The following is a 15,075-nucleotide window of genomic DNA, read 5'->3' on the forward strand; positions in this document are numbered from 1 at the left end:
CGTCCGAACTCCTTCGAAGCGCCGCCTCTGCCTCCCCTCCCTTCCAGAGAGGGGAATTTGGCTCACTCCTCCCATCTCCTCGCCGCGAGCCTTGACGGCCGCCGGCGCGCGTCGACCAAAGTGGTCTCGTGGAACTCGGCGTCGCCGACCTCCACCCGCACGTCGAGGGCGAACCATGTCGTCCTCAATTGCGGCTGGAGCTGGAGATCGAGCGGGACGGCGAGCCCGCGCAGCGGGCCGGCCTGCCAGAAATCGACCTGGCTGTTCCAGCCCGCCGCCGGGCGCGCGGCGATCGCGGCCCGGGCGCGGCCGAGATCGATCTGGCCCGGCGCGAGCATCGCCACCAAGGGCGCCTGATCGGGAAGCAGCGTGTTGACGTTGATCGGCGCGAGATCGCTGGTCGGCAGGGCGCACAGCCAGGGGCGGAGCCGCGCCATGATCCGGGGCGTCATCCCCGAGACCAGCGCCAGCTCGCCGACATCGGCGAACAGGGTGTTGCCGGTGCGATAGGGCGTCGGGCTTGCCATATAGGCCTCGTCCTCGGCGCCGCCGGGCCCTGGGATCGTGTCGCTGTCGGCCCAGTCGGCGGCGGCCTCGGCGATCCGCCGCGCGTCGCCCTGGGGCACGTCGAGCGCCATCATCAGCGCGATGAACTCGGCAACGCCGGATTCGCGGCGGCTGAGCCGCGTGCGCGGATCGCCGGAGACGACCGAATTGATGTTGAAGCAATTGCCCCCGTCGCGCACCTGCACCCGGGCGAGGCCGCCGCCCGGCATCGGAATGTCGCGCGCCCGCCCGTTCCATCCGCCCTCGAGCGTCGTCCTGCGCGTGTCGCGCACGATGAGATCGTCGATGGTGAGCAGCCCGAGCCGCTCCACCCCGTCGGCGAAGGCGCGGGCGCGGTCCAGCGCGGCGGCGTTGGCCGCGGCGGTGCGCGACAGCGTCAGCTTTTCCAGCGTCGCCGCGGCGATCGCGCCGACCACCGCGACCAGCAGCAGCACCGCAAGCAGCGCCGCGCCGCGTTCGCGCGGCGGAACGGCCGGCCCGCTCACCGGCCCGTCCCGACGATGAAGACCTGCCGCACCACGCCCTCGCGCGCCGTCTCGACCACCAGCTCGACCGCGACCGGAAGCTGGGTGCCGTCGGAGGGGAACCAGCGCGATTGCCAGGCCCCGGTTCGGTCGCGATAGCGCAGCCGGGCCTGCCGCACGCCGTCCAGCAGGGGCACCGCCACCGCCGCGTCGCCACCATCCACCGCGCCGAACGCAAGCCGCTCCAGCCGCCCGCCCTGCAGCCGATAGCCGACCCGCTTCAGCGCCGGCAGCCCGGCATCGACATCATTGCCCGTCCGGACGAACATCATCAGCATCGGCTGCGTGCCGTCTGCGCCGGCGAAGGCGATCTGCTGGCGCCCGTCGCCGTTGCGATGCGGCCGCGCCACGTCCTGCGCAAGATCGGCGGTGAGCAGCGCGCCGGTGCGCCGGATATCGCCGACCGCGGCGAGCTGCCGGTCCGCCGTCTCCTGCGTCCGCGCCGTGACCGAGAGCAAGGCCACGCCCGCCGCCGTCAGCATTCCGAAGATCGCCAGCGCGATCAGCATCTCCACAAGGGTAAAGCCGCGCTCCTTCATTGCAGCGCCCTGAAGATGACCAGGCTTGCGCGTCCGGGCCCGCCCGCTTCGGGGGCCACCGCGATGGTGATCTGCTGGATGCGCGGCTCGGGCGATCGCGCGACGTCGCGGGTCCAGCTCCAGCGGCGATTGCCGTTCACCGCGACGCCAGTCTGCGTGCCGAAGGGCGGCGGGCCGGGATCGCTCAGCGTCTCGGCGGCGATGTTGCGCGCGACGATCGCCGCCATCGCCTGATCGCCGAGCCGCGCGCCGTTCGTCGCGCTCGCCCCCGAAAGCCGCAGCAGCGCGAGCGCCGCGAGGCTGAACACCGCAAGCGCGACGAGCATCTCGATCAGCGTGAAGCCGCTTTCTCCTTCCGATCCCCCGCGCTCGACGCCGGACGGGGCGAAGGATTGGCGATCGACGCTACCGTTCGACACGGACCGTTCCGTCATTGCCGATGATCACCGCAACCGCGCGATTCCCGCGGCGAAGCGTCACGTTCAGCGGATCGGCCGCGCCGGTCGCATCGAACCGCGTTTGCCCTTCGAACGTCCCCGCCGCCTCGGCCCGTGTGCCTTCGACCCAGTCTTGGTGCGCGACGACCTGCCACGCGCCACCGGTCCGCCGCGACAGCGTGTAGCCGCCTTGCCCGACCGCGAGCGCCGCGGGGCGGGCCTCGACGATCGCCTCGTCGCGCGCGGCCTTGGCCCGCGCCGCCAGCCGCTCGGCCTCGGTCTCGAGGCTGCCGCCCGGCGCCGGCATGGCGAGCACGACCGCCGCCGCGGCGAGGCCGAGGATGACGAGCACGACCATCAGCTCCACCAGCGTGAAGCCCGCCTCCCCTCGCCTCGTCGCCCCGCATGCCATCGCGCCGGCATGTTAGGCCGCTCGCCGCCCCGCCGCGAGACGATTCGATGACATGTGCGACACGGTTCGGCGCAAGGACGATGACAAGGCGCGCGCAAGGGTGAAAAGCGGCCGATGATGACCGTTTCCCTTGCGCCGCGCTGGCTCCGCATCTTCCCCGCCGCCGCGATCCTTCTGTGCGCCTGCTCGCCGCATTCGGATAATGAGACCGACGCGCCCGCCGGCTTCGATCCCGCGCGTTTCGTCGCGCCCGCGGCACCGCTCGATGCGCCGCAGCTCGCCAGCGACTATGACGTGGTCGATGCGATGCTCGCGCTCGCCGGCGTCCGGCCCGACGACGACGTGCTGGATCTCGGATCCGGCGACGGGCGGGTGCTGATCGCGGCGGCGCGGGTCTATGGCGCGCGCGGCATCGGCGTCGACATCGATCCCGCGAAGGTGCGCGAGGCGACCGCCAATGCCCGCCGCGCCGGCGTCGCCGACAAGGTGAGCTTCCGCCGCCAGGACCTGTTCGAAACCCCGCTCGCCAATGCCGAGGTCGTGACGCTCTATCTCACCCCCGAGGTCAACCTGAGGGTCCGCCCGCGGATCCTCGCGGAGATGCAGCCGGGTGCGAAGGTCGTCTCCGAACAGTTCGACATGGGGGATTGGCGGGCTGATGAACATCGGCGCGTGGGCGATACGATGCTCTACATGTGGATCGTCCCCGCCCGCCTGGCCGGGCGCTGGACGCTGACGCTCGACGGCCACGATTGGCCGCTGACGCTCACCCAGCATTACCAGGAGATCGGCGGCACGCTCGGCGCGGACTCGCGGGTCGGCGAAGGCTGGGTCAGCGGGTCGCGCGTGCGCTTCGTCGCGGACGTGGACGGCCACAGCCGGGTGTTCGAGGGCCGGCTCGAGGGCGATCGGCTGGTCTCCACCTCGGGCGAGCACTGGCAAGCGGTGCGCGCCGGCTGATGCGATCGGCGCTCGCCGCGCTGGCGCTGCTGTGGGCGGCGATGCTCGCGCTCGGCGGCGGCGCGACGGACCGGGCGCTGCTCGCCTCGTTCCAGGCGGGTCAGCATCCCGCCATCGCCACCGCCGCGCGCTGGCTGACGCAGTGGGGCAGCGGCTTCATCCTGCTTCCGCTCGCGGCGCTGGCGGCGCTCTGGCTGGCGGCGCGCCGGCGGCCGCACGCGGCGCTGCTGCTGGTCGCGATCACTCTCTTCGTCAGGGTGACGGTCGCCGCCGAAAAGCTGGTCATCGGGCGGACCCGGCCGGAACCGCGGCTCCATCTCGTCGATGTCGGCCTCTCCTCCTTCCCGAGCGCGCACGCCGCCAATTCGATGGCGACCCTGCTCTGCCTCGCCCTGCTCGTTCCGCGCGAGACGCGGCCGCTCGCGATCGGCCTCGCGCTGCTCCTCGCCTGCGCGATCGGGATCAGCCGGCTGGTCCTCGGCGTCCACTGGCCGAGCGATGTCGTCGGCGGCTGGGCCTTCGGCGCCTTCTGCACCCTCGCCGGCCTCGCGCTCGCGCGGCGGCGGCTCAGCCTTTCCTGAAGATCACCGACAGGTTGTTCGCCGGCATCTCGACGACCCGTTCGAGCGCGAAGCCATGGGCCGCCGCCGCCTCGGCCACCGCCTCCAGGTCGCGCAGCCCCCATTCGGGATCGCGCGCCTTGAGGCTCTCGTCGAACGCTTCGTTGCTCGGCGCGGTCTCGATCCCGGCGCGGCGATAGGGGCCGTAGAGAAAGAGCGGCGCGCCGGGCGCAAGCAGCCGCCCGGCCCCGCGCATCAACCCGGTCGTGGCGCTCCACGGGCTGATATGGACCATGTTGATCGCGACGATGGCGTCGGCGTTGCTCACCGGCCATTCCGCCGCCCGCGCATCGAGCGACAGGACGGGGAGCAGGTTGAACAGCCCGGCCTCCGTCCGCCAGGCCTCGATCGATCGCAGGGCGGCAGGCTCCGGATCGCTCGGCTGCCACAGCAATTTCGGAAAGGCGCGCGCGAAATGAACCCCATGCTCCCCCGTCCCGCTCGCCACCTCCAGCACCAGCCCACGCCCCGGAAGCACGTCCCGCAGCACCGCGGCAATCGGCTCGGCATTGCGCGCGACATGCGGTGCGGAACGGCGGTCGTCCGTCATTCCGCCGGCTGCGCCTGCGTCGGCTCCTTGTAGACCAGCACGGGCTTCCTCGCCGCCAGCGTCTCGTCGAGCCGGCGGCGGGGGGCGAAGACGGGGGCGGCCTTGAGGCTGGCATCGCCCGCTTTGGCCCGCTCGGCGACGCTTCTCACCGCGCCGATGAACTGGTCCAGCGCCGCCTTGCTCTCGGTCTCGGTCGGCTCGATCAGCATCGCGCCGTGGACGACGAGCGGGAAATACATCGTCATCGGGTGGAAGCCCTCGTCGATCAGGCCCTTGGCGAGATCGAGGGTGGACAGTCCGTCCGCGAAGCCGCGATCGCTGAACAGGGCCTCGTGCATGCACGGGCCGCTATGGCCGAACGGCGCGTCGAGCACGCCCTCCAGCCGCCTCAGCACATAATTGGCGTTGAGCACCGCATCCTCGGCGACCTGCCTCAGCCCGTCCGCGCCATGGCTCAGGATATAGGCGAGGGCGCGGGTGAACATGCCCATCTGGCCGTTGAACGCCGCCATCCGCCCGAAGCTGTCGGGATGCTCGTCGCCCGCATTCTCCTCTTCGATGAGGTCGATATGGCCGTCCTTCCGTCGAGCGGTGAACGGCAGCGGGCCGTAAGGCGCCAGCGCCTCGGAAAGCACCACCGGCCCCGCGCCCGGCCCGCCGCCGCCGTGCGGGGTGGAGAAGGTCTTGTGCAGGTTGATGTGCATCGCATCGATGCCGAGATCGCCCGGCCGCACCCGGCCGACGATCGCGTTGAAGTTCGCGCCGTCGCAATAGACATAGCCGCCCGCCGCATGGACCGCGTCGGAAATGGCCTTCATGTCGCGTTCGAACAGGCCGCAGGTATTGGGGTTGGTGATCATCACCCCGGCGACGTCCGGCCCAAGCCGCGCCTTCAGCGCGTCGAGATCGACCCGGCCGTCGCCATTGGCCGGGATATTCTCGATCGAAAAGCCGGCAAAGGCCGCGGTGGCGGGATTGGTGCCGTGCGCGCTTTCGGGCACCAGGATCACCTTGCGATCCTCGCCGCGCGCGTCGAGCGCCGCCTTGATGCACAGGATGCCGCACAATTCCCCGTGCGCCCCCGCCTTTGGCGTCATCGCCACGCCATGCATCCCGGTGAGCTCGATCAGCCACACCGCAAGCTCGTTGATGACCGCGAGCGCGCCCTGGATCGTATCGACCGGCTGGAGCGGGTGAACATCGGCGAAGCCCGGCATCCGCGCGACCTTCTCGTTCAGCCGCGGATTGTGCTTCATCGTGCACGAGCCGAGCGGGAAGAGCCCGAGGTCGATCGCGTAATTCTGGCGGCTGAGCCGCGTATAATGGCGCACCGCCTGCGGCTCGGTCAGCCCGGCCAGCCCGATCTCCCGGTTGCGGTCGAGCCCGCCGAGGCGTGATGAGCCAGCCGCCGGCGCGTCGAAATCCACGCCGGTCGTCCGCGTGTCGCCGATCTCGAAGAGCAGCGGCTCCTCCAGCATCAGCGCCTTGTTGCCGGTATAGGTCGCGCCGCCATCGTCGTTCGAAGCCTCGCCCAATTCGGGCCGCCAGCCGCTCTGGTTGATCGTCATGCCAGCACTCCTGCCAGCGCCTTGGCAAAGGCGCCGATATCCTCGTCCGTCACGGTCTCGGTGACCGCCACGACCAGCCCGTTCTCGAGGCCCGCCACACCCGGATAGAGGCGGCCGAGCGAGACCCCGCCGAGCACGCCGGCCTCCGCCAGCGCGCGCACCACCGGCCGCGCCTCCTTCGGCAAGGTCAGGGTGAATTCGTTGAAGAAGGTCCGGTTGACCAGGCTGACGCCGGGCACCTGTGTCAGGGCCTCCGCCGCCGCCACGGCGCGGGCGTGATTGACCGCGGCGAGCTGCCGCAGCCCCTTCTCGCCGAGCAGGGTCATGTGCACCGAGAAAGCGAGCGCGCACAGGCCGGCATTGGTGCAGATATTGCTGGTCGCCTTCTCGCGCCGGATATGCTGCTCGCGGGTCGACAGGGTAAGGACGAAGCCGCGCTTGCCCTGCGCATCCACGGTCTCGCCGGCGAGGCGGCCCGGCATCTGGCGGACATATTTCTCGCGGGTGGCGAAGAGGCCGACATAAGGGCCGCCGAAATTGAGGCCGACGCCGATCGACTGGCCCTCGCCGACGACGATGTCCGCGCCCATCTCGCCGGGCGAGCGGATCGCCCCCAGCGCCACCGGCTCGGTGACGACCGCGATCAGCAGCGCGCCCTGCTCGTGGCAGCGCGCCGCGAGCTCCGAAAGATCGTCGATCCGGCCGAGGATGTCCGGATATTGCACCACGACCGCGCTGGTCTCGCCATCGATCGCGCCGACGATCCGATCGAAATCGGTGTCCGCCGACAGGTCCGGCAGCGCCGCCTCGAGCACGTCGCCGGTGAAGCGCGCCATCGTCCTGGCGGTCGAGACATAGTGCGGGTGAAGGCCGCCGGAGAGGATCGTCTTCGTCCGCCGCGTGATCCGCCGCGCCATCGCGATCGCCTCCCAGCAGGCGGTCGATCCGTCATACATCGAGGCGTTGGCGACCTCACAGCCATAGAGCCGCGCGACCTGCGTCTGGAATTCGAACAGAGCCTGGAGCGTGCCCTGCGCGATCTCCGGCTGATAGGGCGTGTAGCTGGTCAGGAATTCGCCGCGCTGGATGATGTGATCGACGCTGGCCGGGATGTGATGCCGATATGCCCCCGCGCCGAGGAAGAAAGGGACGTCGCCCGCGACCATGTTCTTCTGCGCGAGCGCGCGCATGTGCCGCTCGACCGCCATTTCGCTGGCATGATCGGGAAGCCCTTCGATCGTCCCGGAAAGCCGCGCCGCCTCCGGCACGTCCACGAACAGATCGTCGATCGACTTGGCGCCGACCGCCGCCAGCATCTCGCGCCGGTCGGTATCGGACAAAGGCAGGTAACGCATTCGTTTCTTCCTCTTAAATCCTCCCTGTCGCCGCCGGCGATGGGGAGGGGGACCGCTCGAAGAGCGGTGGAGGGGCTTTCGGCGCCGGAGAGTCCCTCCACCGCCTTTCAGGCGGTCCCCCTCCCCATCCGCTGCGCGGACAGGGAGGAAAAACTCATTCCGGCTTCCGCATCCAGAAGCGCAGCCGGACATAATCCGCGAACCAGCTGCCGTCGGGATTGCGAAGCGTGGCCTCGACCCGTTTCTCCACCCCGCGACCGATCTCGTCGCGCTCCCATTCGGGCACCATCGCCTGGTCGAGCCAGCCGGCGCGGAAGGTCTTCACCCAGGCGGAAATGCCGGCGGGCAGCGGCGTCGGCCGGTCGATCAGCTCGGCCTGGATCTGGCCGAACCCGGCCGTCGCATAGAGCCGCGTGAACTCCTCCACGCTCGGATACCATTGCGGATCGGCCTCGGGCAAAGTGTAGCCGCGTTCGATCAGCTCCGCCCGGATCGCGCCGCGCAGGACCGCGATATTGCCCGCGCCGCCCATCTCGCCGGCGAAGCGGCCGCCGGCCTTCAGCATCGCGAACACGCCGCTCGCCACCGCATCGGCATCGAGCATCCAGTGGAGCGCCGCATTGGAAAAGACCGCGTCGAACTGCCCGAACCGCTCCGCCTGCTCGGGGCTGGCCAGCGCCTCGGCATCGACGACGAACGCATCGATGCCGCGCGAGCGCGCCGCCTCGACCATCTCCGGCGAGCTGTCGAAGCCGATCACGACCGCGCCGGCCGCGACGATCTTCTCGGTCAGCACGCCGTCGCCGCAGCCGAGATCGAGGATCATCTCGCCGGGCTTGGGATCGAGCAGCGAGAGCGCCGCCGCGCCAAGCGCCGGCACGAAGGCGGCGTTGCGCGCATAATCCGCCGGCGACCAGCGCGAGCTTTCATTCACCATGGCCGCGCGCGCCTCGGCTCAGTCAGGATCGATGCCGTGCTCACAGGCTCTCGCAATAGGCCTTGTATTGCTCCTCGCTCATCAGGTCGTTGATCTGGTGATCGTCGCTCAGCGTCAGCTTGAAGAACCAGCCGGCATTTTCCGGATCGGTGTTGACCAGCGACGGCTCGTCGACGACCGCCTGGTTGCCCTCGATCACCGTGCCCGAAACCGGCGCATAGACGTCGCTCGCCGCCTTCACCGATTCGACCACCGCGGCCTCGCCGCCCTTGGTCAGCGCCTTGCCGGCCTCCGGCACCTCGACGAAGACGACGTCGCCGAGCTGCCCTTGCGCGAAATCGGTGATGCCGACCGTGGCGGTATCGCCCTCGACGCGGACCCACTCATGCTCCTTGGTGTAATAGACGCTCATTGGGGCGCTCCCTTGCGGTGATAGCGGTGGGGGACGAAAGGCATCGCGGTGACGACGCCCTGATAGATGCGGCCGCGCTGGGCCATTTCGATGCGGGCGCCGGGCTCGGCCGAGGCGAGCGGCACATAGGCCATGGCGATCGGCGCTTCGAGGCTTGGCGAAAAACCGCCGGACGTGACCTTGCCGACCTCATTGCCCTCGCCGTCCACCACCATCGCGCCCTCGCGCACCGGCTGGCGTCCCTCGACGAGCACGCCAACGCGCTTGCGGATCGGCCCCTGAACCAGCTCCGCCGCGATCCGTTCCCAGCCGGGAAAGCCCCCCTCCTCGCGCCGCCGCTTCGAAAGCGCGAAGACGAGGTCGGCTTCGACCGGCGTCGTCGAAATATCGAGATCGTGCCCGTAGAGGGGCAGCCCCGCCTCCAGCCGCAGCGAATCGCGCGCGCCGAGGCCGATCGGCTTCACTTCCGGCTGCTCGACGATCAGGTCGGCGATCCGCTCGGCGGCATAAGCGGGCAGCGAAATTTCGAACCCGTCCTCGCCGGTATAGCCCGAACGGCTGATCCACGAGGTGACGCCGTCGAGCATGAAGACGCCGCCGGTCATGAAGGTCAGCGCCTCGACGCCCGGCGCAAGCCGCGCCAGCGCGTCGACCGCCTTCGGCCCCTGGAGCGCGAGCAGCGCCTGCTCCTTCATATGATCGAGAAAGGCGCCGTTCGGCAGCCTTGCCTGGAGATGCTCGATATCGCCGGCCTTGGTCGCGCCGTTGACGACCATGTAGAAATGATCGCCGCGCCGGGTCACCATCAGATCGTCGATGATCCCGCCTTCGATGGTCAGCAGCAGCGAATATTTGGGCCGGCCTTCCTTCAGGATCGAGAAATCGGTCGGGAGCAGCGTCGCGAGCCCCTTCTCGGCCTCGCTTCCGGCGATGATGAGCTGGCCCATATGGCTGACGTCGAACAGGCCGGCCGATTCGCGTGTCCATTTGTGCTCGGCGATGATGCCTTCATACTGGATCGGCATCTGGTAGCCGGCGAATTCGACCATGCGCGCGCCAAGGCGACGGTGCCAGGCATCGAGGGGAAGAATCTGCTCGCTCATCGATCCGCTCCGGTCTGCATCGGCGTCATCGGCGCGTTTCCCCGCCGAATTCCAATGCCCCCTCTGTCACGGAACCTGAGAGCTTTCCCCATCGCCGCCGCGGCGGCGCGGGTTACCCCTTCGGTGGCCCGTCGCAGCCGTGGCGGCAGCGGGCGCTTTCCAGAGCGTCCTCGAGCGCGCGGTCCTTCTGCCTGAGAGATTCCGGGGCGGTTGCTCCTTCGGCGGCGGCCCGGCCGAAGCCTTGCCGCCCTCTCCCGCGCGTCCCTGGCGGCGAACCGCCGGACACCTCGCTGTGGAGGGTCGCCTCGCCCGAGTCAATCGCCAGGCTTCGGCGCGGCGTGTCAGCGCGTCGCGTTGTAGCGAAGCTGGTCCGGATCGAGCGCGAAGCCCACCAACACCTCGAAATGCGCGCGATCGACCGCCGCGCGTACCGCCGGGTCGGCGAGCGGATCGAGCGCCGCCTGCGGATCGCCGGCGCGCCGCACGCGGGTGATCTGATCGCGCACGTCTTCCGGCAGGGTCGCGGCCGAACGAAGCACCTGCGCACCCGTGACCCCACTCGCCTGGGCGCGATACTCGCCGTCGGCGAAGTGGAGCGCGATCCGGCTGAGCCGCTTGGCGACGACGTTGCCGTTCCCCTGCACGACGCTGGTGAAATAGGGCAGCACGACATCGCGGGCGCCGTGATTGTCGCGGCGGATCGCTTCGACATTGAAGGTGATGCTGGTGACAATGTTCTCGGTCGCGGTCTGGTCGCAATTGCCGCGAAGGTCGGTCATCGTCGCGACCACGTCGATCGCGCTCGCATCCCGGCTGGTCGCCGGATCGAACAGCGTGATGTCGCCGGCCGGGGCGGGAATCGCGACCGCCGGGCAGGCGGTATAGCTGGTGAGGATGCCGCTTTCGAAAATGTCGCCCTCGCGGGCGCAGGCGCCAAGGCCGAGGGTCAGAAGCGCGACGATAGCCGCTTTGGAGAGGGTGGGGCGCAAGGGATCCTCGAACGCTGTGGAATGGCTCTGTGGCCCTAGCCTTAGGGCCTGCACCCCCGATCCGCAACGGCCTCCAGTGGACGCGGCGGCCGCTTCGCCCTAAGAGGCCCGCAAATGGCGACCAGGCCCCCTCTCCACCTGCTCATCGCGGCGCCGCGCGGCTTCTGCGCCGGCGTCGATCGGGCGATCCGCATCGTCGAGCTCGCCATCGAGCGCTATGGCGCGCCGGTCTATGTCCGCCACGAAATCGTCCACAACAAGTTCGTCGTCGAAAGCCTGAAGGCGCGCGGCGCGATCTTCGTACGCGAGCTCGACGAGGTGCCTGACGGCGTCCCCGTGGTCTTTTCCGCCCACGGCGTGCCCAAGGCGGTTCCGGCGAAAGCGGAAGAGCGCGGGCTCGACTATCTCGACGCCACCTGCCCGCTCGTCTCCAAGGTCCATCGCCAGGCCGAGCGGCTGATCGAAAGCGGCCATCACATCCTCTTCGTCGGCCATGCCGGCCATCCCGAGGTGATCGGCACGTTCGGCCAGGTTCCGCCGGGGCGGATGACCCTGATCGAGGACGCCGCTGAGGCCGAAGCCGTGGTGCCGCCGGCCGGCGAACGGCTCGCCTTCCTCACCCAGACGACGCTTTCGGTGGACGATACCGCCGCCATCGTCGCGATCCTGAAGCGCCGGTTTCCCGAGATCGAGGCGCCGCGCAGCGAGGACATCTGCTACGCGACCTCGAACCGCCAGGCGGCGGTGAAGGCGATCGCGAAACGCTGCGATGCGGTGCTCGTCATCGGCGCGTCGAACAGCTCCAATTCGGTGCGACTGGTCGAGGTCGCCGAGCGGGAGGGCGCGCGCGCCCGGCTCGTCGCACGTGCCGCCGACATCGATATCGCCTGGCTTGATGGGGTTGCGACGCTCGGCATCACCGCCGGCGCCTCGGCGCCTGAGCTGCTGGTGCGCGAAGTGGTCGATGCGCTCGCCGCCCGCTTCGATGTCACCGAAGAGGAAATGGCCGGGGTCGAGGAACGGATGACGTTCAAGCTCCCGGCCGCGCTCCAGGCCGCCTGACGCCACCCGCGTGACCGAGGTCGAAATCTTCACCGACGGTGCCTGCAAGGGCAATCCGGGGCCCGGGGGCTGGGGCGTCGTCATCCGCGCCGGCACGCGCGAGAAGGAACTGTCCGGCGGCGAGCCGCTGACGACGAACAACCGCATGGAGCTGATGGCCGCGATCAAGGGCCTGCAGGCGCTGACCCGCCCGTGCCGGGTCGCGCTCTACACCGACAGCAACTATGTCCGCGACGGCATCACCAAATGGACCCGCGGCTGGATCCGCAACGGCTGGAAGACTGCGGACCGGAAGCCGGTCAAGAATGCCGATCTGTGGCAGGCTCTGATCGCCGCCGAAGCGCCGCATCGCATCGAATGGCATTGGGTGAAGGGCCATGCGGGCCATCCGGAAAACGAGCGTGCCGACGCGCTGGCCTCCGCCGCGGCCGTCGCTCAGGCGTCGAACCGCGTCGCCAGATAGGGCGAAGGATCGACCGCGGCGATCATCGGATCGCCCGCCTCGCCAAGCAGCAGCGCCGCGGCGAGCTTCGCCGCCGCCGGGGCGGTCTGGATGCCGAAGCCGCCCTGCCCCGCACACCAGAAGAAGCCGGGGTCGCCGGGATCGGGTCCGTAGACGGGGCGCCGGTCCGGCGCGAAGCTCCTCAACCCCGCCCAGGCGCGCTCGACCCGCCCCACCCGCCAATCGACCACCTGCTGCAGCCGATCGATGGCGATCGCGACATCGATCTCCTCGGCCGCGCAATCGCCGGCGGGACAGGGGGTCTCGTCATGCGGGCTGACCCACAATCGCCCGCCCGCCTCGGGCTTGAAGTAGAATCGGCCGAGCGCGTCGACGATCAGCGGCAGGTCGGCCGGCGCCGGCGGATCGACCCGAAGCTGCGCCACCGTGCGGCGATAGGGCTGGATCCCGATCGGCCGCACCCCTGCCATCGCGGCCACCTCGTCCGCCCACGCACCGGCCGCGTTGACCAGCGTCGCGGCCTCGATCGTCCCCGCCTTCGTCTCGATCCGCCACATTTTACCACGCCGAACCCCGACAACCCGCGCGTCCGTGGCGAGCGCCGCCCCGCGCGTGCGCGCGCGCTTGAGATAGGCCGCGTGCAGACGCGCCACGTCGATATCGGCACAGCTCGGCTCGGCCAGACCGAAGTGCCAGCCCGGTCTCAGGCCGTGGATCGCGAGCGCGCCGCGTCCGAGTTTCCGCAGCGGCACGCCTGAGACGGCGAAGGAGTCCGCAAGCGCGTCGAGCGCGCGGCGTCCTTCCTCCCGCGCGATATGGACCGCGCCGCGCGGCAACAGGAACGGCGCGTCGGCAAAGTCTCCGGGGGGCGCGGCGAGGAAGCCGCCCGAGGCGGTGGTGAGCGGCTGGATCGCCGGGCCGCCATAGGTTTCGGACCAGAAGGCGGCGGAGCGTCCGGTGCTGTGATAGCCCGGGTGCGCCTCCGCCTCGATCAGGATGACGGTTCGCGCGTCCGCAATCTCGGCAGCGAGGCTGGCGCCGGCCATGCCAGCACCGATGACCGCAACGTCGTAGCGGCTCATCGGGCGTGCTCGTCGAGGAAGGCATCGATCCGCGCCAGCGCATCGAGCCGCACGTCATCGGGTTCGCGAAGGATTTCGTGCGCGGCATCCGGGTAGACGTGGAGCGTCGCGTGCGGCAGCAGGCGCGCGGCGCGCCGGATCGCGGCGGTGCTGACCAGCCGGTCCGCATCGGTGGCGAGCAGCAGCACCGGGGTTTCGACCGCGCCGAGCCGCGCCGGCGTGAAGGTGGCGCGGGCCGATCGATAGGACTGGTCGATCCAACCCCAGCTCGGCGTGCCGATGTTGAATTCGGGGTGCTGGCCCCACCACCACAGTTCGTCGGCGTAGCGATCGACCGAGCGGGTGAGGAAGCGCTGGCGCTGCGATCCAACCGGGGCGGCGGCCGGCGTCTTCCACACCCGCCGCTCGCCGCGCCCGCCCCGGGTCGCCGCCGCGGCGAGCGCCGGCGCCAGCCAGGCCGGCACCGGGGCGCTGTTGACCAGCAGCATCGGCGCGACCAGCACGGCGGCGTCGAGCGCCGGCCGCGCCTCGATCATGGCGCGCAGGAGCAAATGGCCGCCGAGCGAATGGGCGACCGCGACATGCGGCCCCGGCCGCGCCGCGCGCCAGTTTGCGAGCAGCGCGATCAGGTCGCCGGTTCGCAATGCGAAATCCGCGGATCCCGCATCGTCAGGCCGACGCGACAGGCCCTGGCCGCGCCAATCGAAGGCGGTGACGTTCCATCCCCGCTCGTGCCACCAATGGTAGATTTCCAGATATTTCTCGATGAAGTCGCCGCGCCCGCCGACGAACAGGAGATCGCCGCGCGCGGCCTCCGGCGCCGGCTGGAGCCAGTCCATCCGTCGCAGCGGCCAGCCATCGGGCGCGGCGAAGGTCGAGAAGACCGCGCCGGGCGGGTGGACACGGCGCGAGTCGTCGCTGTCGGCCATGCGCCCCGGTTACGGTCTCGAAAGCTTTGCCGTCTAGAGGGCGACGCATGTCCGCCGGTCTTTCCACCTTCCTGCTCATGCTGCTGGCGGCGTTGCTGCTGGCGTGCTGCTGGTTCGACTGGCGCTCGCGGATCATTCCCAACGGCCTCAACGCCGCGATCGCGCTGCTCGCCATTCCCTTCTGGTGGGCGGCGGGCCTCGCGCTCTGGCCGGACATCGCGCTCCAGATCGGCCTGGCGGTCGCGGTCTTCGCCATCTTTGCGCTGGCCTTCGCGATCGGCGCCATGGGCGGCGGCGACGTGAAGCTGCTCGGCGCGCTCGCGCTCTGGCTGCCGTGGCAGGCGCTGCTCGCCATGCTCGTCATCATGTCGATCGCCGGCGGGGTCCTGACGCTCGGCTTCGTCGTCGCCGGGCGGATCGCCGGGCGCACGGAACGGCCCGAAATCCCTTACGGGCTCGCCATCGCATTTGGCGGTTTGTGGGTCCTTAGCGAACGGTTTCTTTACCAATTTGGATGATGACTAGGGGCCGAGTTTACCATCGGTCCCATCGGGGGAGGCGACAAG

Annotated in this window: 18 protein-coding genes and 1 riboswitch; of the genes, 5 read left to right on the plus strand and 13 right to left on the minus strand. The window is 70.0% G+C overall.

The annotated features are described in order from the left end of the window. Positions 1 to 62 precede the first annotated feature (62 nt). The 4 genes from gspK to FRZ32_RS00265 are packed head-to-tail and all read right to left on the minus strand — an operon-like array spanning position 63 to position 2,479. Positions 63 to 1,052, minus strand: a complete 990-nt coding sequence (gene gspK, locus FRZ32_RS00250) for a type II secretion system minor pseudopilin GspK (RefSeq protein ID WP_147041602.1) — start codon at positions 1,050 to 1,052, stop codon at positions 63 to 65. After that, positions 1,049 to 1,630, minus strand: coding sequence for a type II secretion system minor pseudopilin GspJ (gene gspJ, locus FRZ32_RS00255; RefSeq protein WP_147041603.1), 582 nt, complete (start codon positions 1,628 to 1,630; stop codon positions 1,049 to 1,051). Before gspJ ends, gspK begins: the two co-directional genes overlap by 4 nt. Beyond that, positions 1,627 to 2,049, minus strand: a complete 423-nt coding sequence (gspI, locus tag FRZ32_RS00260; RefSeq protein ID WP_243445146.1) for a type II secretion system minor pseudopilin GspI — start codon at positions 2,047 to 2,049, stop codon at positions 1,627 to 1,629. Before gspI ends, gspJ begins: the two co-directional genes overlap by 4 nt. After that, positions 2,036 to 2,479 carry a GspH/FimT family pseudopilin gene (locus tag FRZ32_RS00265; RefSeq protein ID WP_147041605.1) on the minus strand — a complete coding sequence of 148 codons (444 nt, stop codon included), beginning with the start codon at positions 2,477 to 2,479 and terminating at the stop codon, positions 2,036 to 2,038. The genes gspI and FRZ32_RS00265 overlap by 14 nt, the downstream gene beginning before the upstream one ends. 117 nt (positions 2,480 to 2,596) lie before the next feature. On the opposite strand from FRZ32_RS00265, the gene FRZ32_RS00270 reads away from it, so the two are divergent. Then, entirely contained in the window at positions 2,597 to 3,439 is an 843-nt protein-coding gene (locus FRZ32_RS00270; protein ID WP_158635772.1) for a class I SAM-dependent methyltransferase, read from the plus strand. Next, complete coding sequence (locus tag FRZ32_RS00275) at positions 3,439 to 4,020, plus strand: phosphatase PAP2 family protein (RefSeq protein WP_147041607.1); 582 nt, start codon at positions 3,439 to 3,441, stop codon at positions 4,018 to 4,020. Before FRZ32_RS00270 ends, FRZ32_RS00275 begins: the two co-directional genes overlap by 1 nt. Here FRZ32_RS00275 and FRZ32_RS00280 read toward each other — a convergent pair. The 7 genes from FRZ32_RS00280 to FRZ32_RS00310 all read right to left on the minus strand — a co-directional run bounded on the left by FRZ32_RS00280 (position 4,007) and on the right by FRZ32_RS00310 (position 10,973). Further along, positions 4,007 to 4,609, minus strand: a complete 603-nt coding sequence (locus FRZ32_RS00280; RefSeq protein WP_147041608.1) for a DUF938 domain-containing protein — start codon at positions 4,607 to 4,609, stop codon at positions 4,007 to 4,009. The genes FRZ32_RS00275 and FRZ32_RS00280 overlap by 14 nt on opposite strands. Further along, positions 4,606 to 6,177, minus strand: a complete 1,572-nt coding sequence (gene gcvPB, locus FRZ32_RS00285) for an aminomethyl-transferring glycine dehydrogenase subunit GcvPB (protein WP_147041609.1) — start codon at positions 6,175 to 6,177, stop codon at positions 4,606 to 4,608. Before gcvPB ends, FRZ32_RS00280 begins: the two co-directional genes overlap by 4 nt. Further along, positions 6,174 to 7,532 (minus strand): aminomethyl-transferring glycine dehydrogenase subunit GcvPA, encoded by a 1,359-nt coding sequence (gene gcvPA / locus FRZ32_RS00290; RefSeq protein WP_147041610.1) that lies wholly within the window; start codon positions 7,530 to 7,532, stop codon positions 6,174 to 6,176. The genes gcvPB and gcvPA overlap by 4 nt, the downstream gene beginning before the upstream one ends. A gap of 154 nt (positions 7,533 to 7,686) precedes the next feature. After that, on the minus strand, positions 7,687 to 8,469 hold the full coding sequence (locus FRZ32_RS00295; RefSeq protein WP_147041611.1) for a class I SAM-dependent methyltransferase: 783 nt from the start codon (positions 8,467 to 8,469) through the stop codon (positions 7,687 to 7,689). Positions 8,470 to 8,509: 40 nt separating this feature from the next. Then, on the minus strand, positions 8,510 to 8,881 hold the full coding sequence (gcvH, locus tag FRZ32_RS00300; RefSeq protein WP_147041612.1) for a glycine cleavage system protein GcvH: 372 nt from the start codon (positions 8,879 to 8,881) through the stop codon (positions 8,510 to 8,512). Then, entirely contained in the window at positions 8,878 to 9,984 is a 1,107-nt protein-coding gene (gcvT, locus tag FRZ32_RS00305; protein WP_147041613.1) for a glycine cleavage system aminomethyltransferase GcvT, read from the minus strand. Before gcvT ends, gcvH begins: the two co-directional genes overlap by 4 nt. A 169-nt stretch (positions 9,985 to 10,153) precedes the next feature. Continuing rightward, positions 10,154 to 10,251, minus strand: a riboswitch (glycine riboswitch). A 74-nt stretch (positions 10,252 to 10,325) separates the two neighbouring features. Beyond that, entirely contained in the window at positions 10,326 to 10,973 is a 648-nt protein-coding gene (locus tag FRZ32_RS00310) for a hypothetical protein (protein ID WP_147041614.1), read from the minus strand. Between the two features lie 114 nt (positions 10,974 to 11,087). On the opposite strand from FRZ32_RS00310, the gene ispH reads away from it, so the two are divergent. Both ispH and rnhA read left to right on the plus strand, forming a co-directional pair. Beyond that, positions 11,088 to 12,035, plus strand: coding sequence for a 4-hydroxy-3-methylbut-2-enyl diphosphate reductase (ispH, locus tag FRZ32_RS00315; RefSeq protein ID WP_147041615.1), 948 nt, complete (start codon positions 11,088 to 11,090; stop codon positions 12,033 to 12,035). A 10-nt stretch (positions 12,036 to 12,045) separates the two neighbouring features. Then, positions 12,046 to 12,498 carry a ribonuclease HI gene (gene rnhA, locus FRZ32_RS00320; RefSeq protein WP_147041616.1) on the plus strand — a complete coding sequence of 151 codons (453 nt, stop codon included), beginning with the start codon at positions 12,046 to 12,048 and terminating at the stop codon, positions 12,496 to 12,498. Here rnhA and FRZ32_RS00325 read toward each other — a convergent pair. Both FRZ32_RS00325 and FRZ32_RS00330 read right to left on the minus strand, forming a co-directional pair. Continuing rightward, positions 12,471 to 13,580, minus strand: a complete 1,110-nt coding sequence (locus FRZ32_RS00325) for an NAD(P)/FAD-dependent oxidoreductase (RefSeq protein WP_147041617.1) — start codon at positions 13,578 to 13,580, stop codon at positions 12,471 to 12,473. The two genes, rnhA and FRZ32_RS00325, sit on opposite strands and share 28 nt — an antisense overlap. Beyond that, positions 13,577 to 14,509, minus strand: coding sequence for an alpha/beta hydrolase (locus FRZ32_RS00330; RefSeq protein ID WP_147041618.1), 933 nt, complete (start codon positions 14,507 to 14,509; stop codon positions 13,577 to 13,579). The genes FRZ32_RS00325 and FRZ32_RS00330 overlap by 4 nt, the downstream gene beginning before the upstream one ends. Positions 14,510 to 14,556: 47 nt before the next feature. Here FRZ32_RS00330 and FRZ32_RS00335 point away from each other — a divergent pair, with 47 nt between their 5' ends. Continuing rightward, a complete protein-coding gene (locus tag FRZ32_RS00335; protein ID WP_147041619.1) occupies positions 14,557 to 15,027 on the plus strand; it encodes an A24 family peptidase in 471 nt (156 codons plus the stop codon). Positions 15,028 to 15,075: the final 48 nt, after the last annotated feature.

It is taken from the genome of Sphingosinicella ginsenosidimutans (assembly GCF_007995055.1).
GTDB classification, from domain to species: Bacteria; Pseudomonadota; Alphaproteobacteria; order Sphingomonadales; family Sphingomonadaceae; genus Allosphingosinicella; species Allosphingosinicella ginsenosidimutans.

Bases quoted from the DNA above. Each gene is read 5' to 3' on its own strand.
- gspJ (WP_147041603.1), bottom strand. From the start codon at position 1,630: ATGAAGGAGCGCGGCTTTACCCTTGTGGAGATGCTGATCGCGCTGGCG.
- FRZ32_RS00265 (WP_147041605.1), bottom strand. From the start codon at position 2,479: ATGGCATGCGGGGCGACGAGGCGAGGGGAGGCGGGCTTCACGCTGGTG.
- FRZ32_RS00270 (WP_158635772.1), top strand. From the start codon at position 2,597: ATGACCGTTTCCCTTGCGCCGCGCTGGCTCCGCATCTTCCCCGCCGCC.
- FRZ32_RS00275 (WP_147041607.1), top strand. From the start codon at position 3,439: ATGCGATCGGCGCTCGCCGCGCTGGCGCTGCTGTGGGCGGCGATGCTC.
- FRZ32_RS00280 (WP_147041608.1), bottom strand. From the start codon at position 4,609: ATGACGGACGACCGCCGTTCCGCACCGCATGTCGCGCGCAATGCCGAG.
- gcvPB (WP_147041609.1), bottom strand. From the start codon at position 6,177: ATGACGATCAACCAGAGCGGCTGGCGGCCCGAATTGGGCGAGGCTTCG.
- gcvPA (WP_147041610.1), bottom strand. From the start codon at position 7,532: ATGCGTTACCTGCCTTTGTCCGATACCGACCGGCGCGAGATGCTGGCG.
- FRZ32_RS00295 (WP_147041611.1), bottom strand. From the start codon at position 8,469: ATGGTGAATGAAAGCTCGCGCTGGTCGCCGGCGGATTATGCGCGCAAC.
- gcvH (WP_147041612.1), bottom strand. From the start codon at position 8,881: ATGAGCGTCTATTACACCAAGGAGCATGAGTGGGTCCGCGTCGAGGGC.
- gcvT (WP_147041613.1), bottom strand. From the start codon at position 9,984: ATGAGCGAGCAGATTCTTCCCCTCGATGCCTGGCACCGTCGCCTTGGC.
- ispH (WP_147041615.1), top strand. From the start codon at position 11,088: ATGGCGACCAGGCCCCCTCTCCACCTGCTCATCGCGGCGCCGCGCGGC.
- FRZ32_RS00325 (WP_147041617.1), bottom strand. From the start codon at position 13,580: ATGAGCCGCTACGACGTTGCGGTCATCGGTGCTGGCATGGCCGGCGCC.
- FRZ32_RS00330 (WP_147041618.1), bottom strand. From the start codon at position 14,509: ATGGCCGACAGCGACGACTCGCGCCGTGTCCACCCGCCCGGCGCGGTC.
- FRZ32_RS00335 (WP_147041619.1), top strand. From the start codon at position 14,557: ATGTCCGCCGGTCTTTCCACCTTCCTGCTCATGCTGCTGGCGGCGTTG.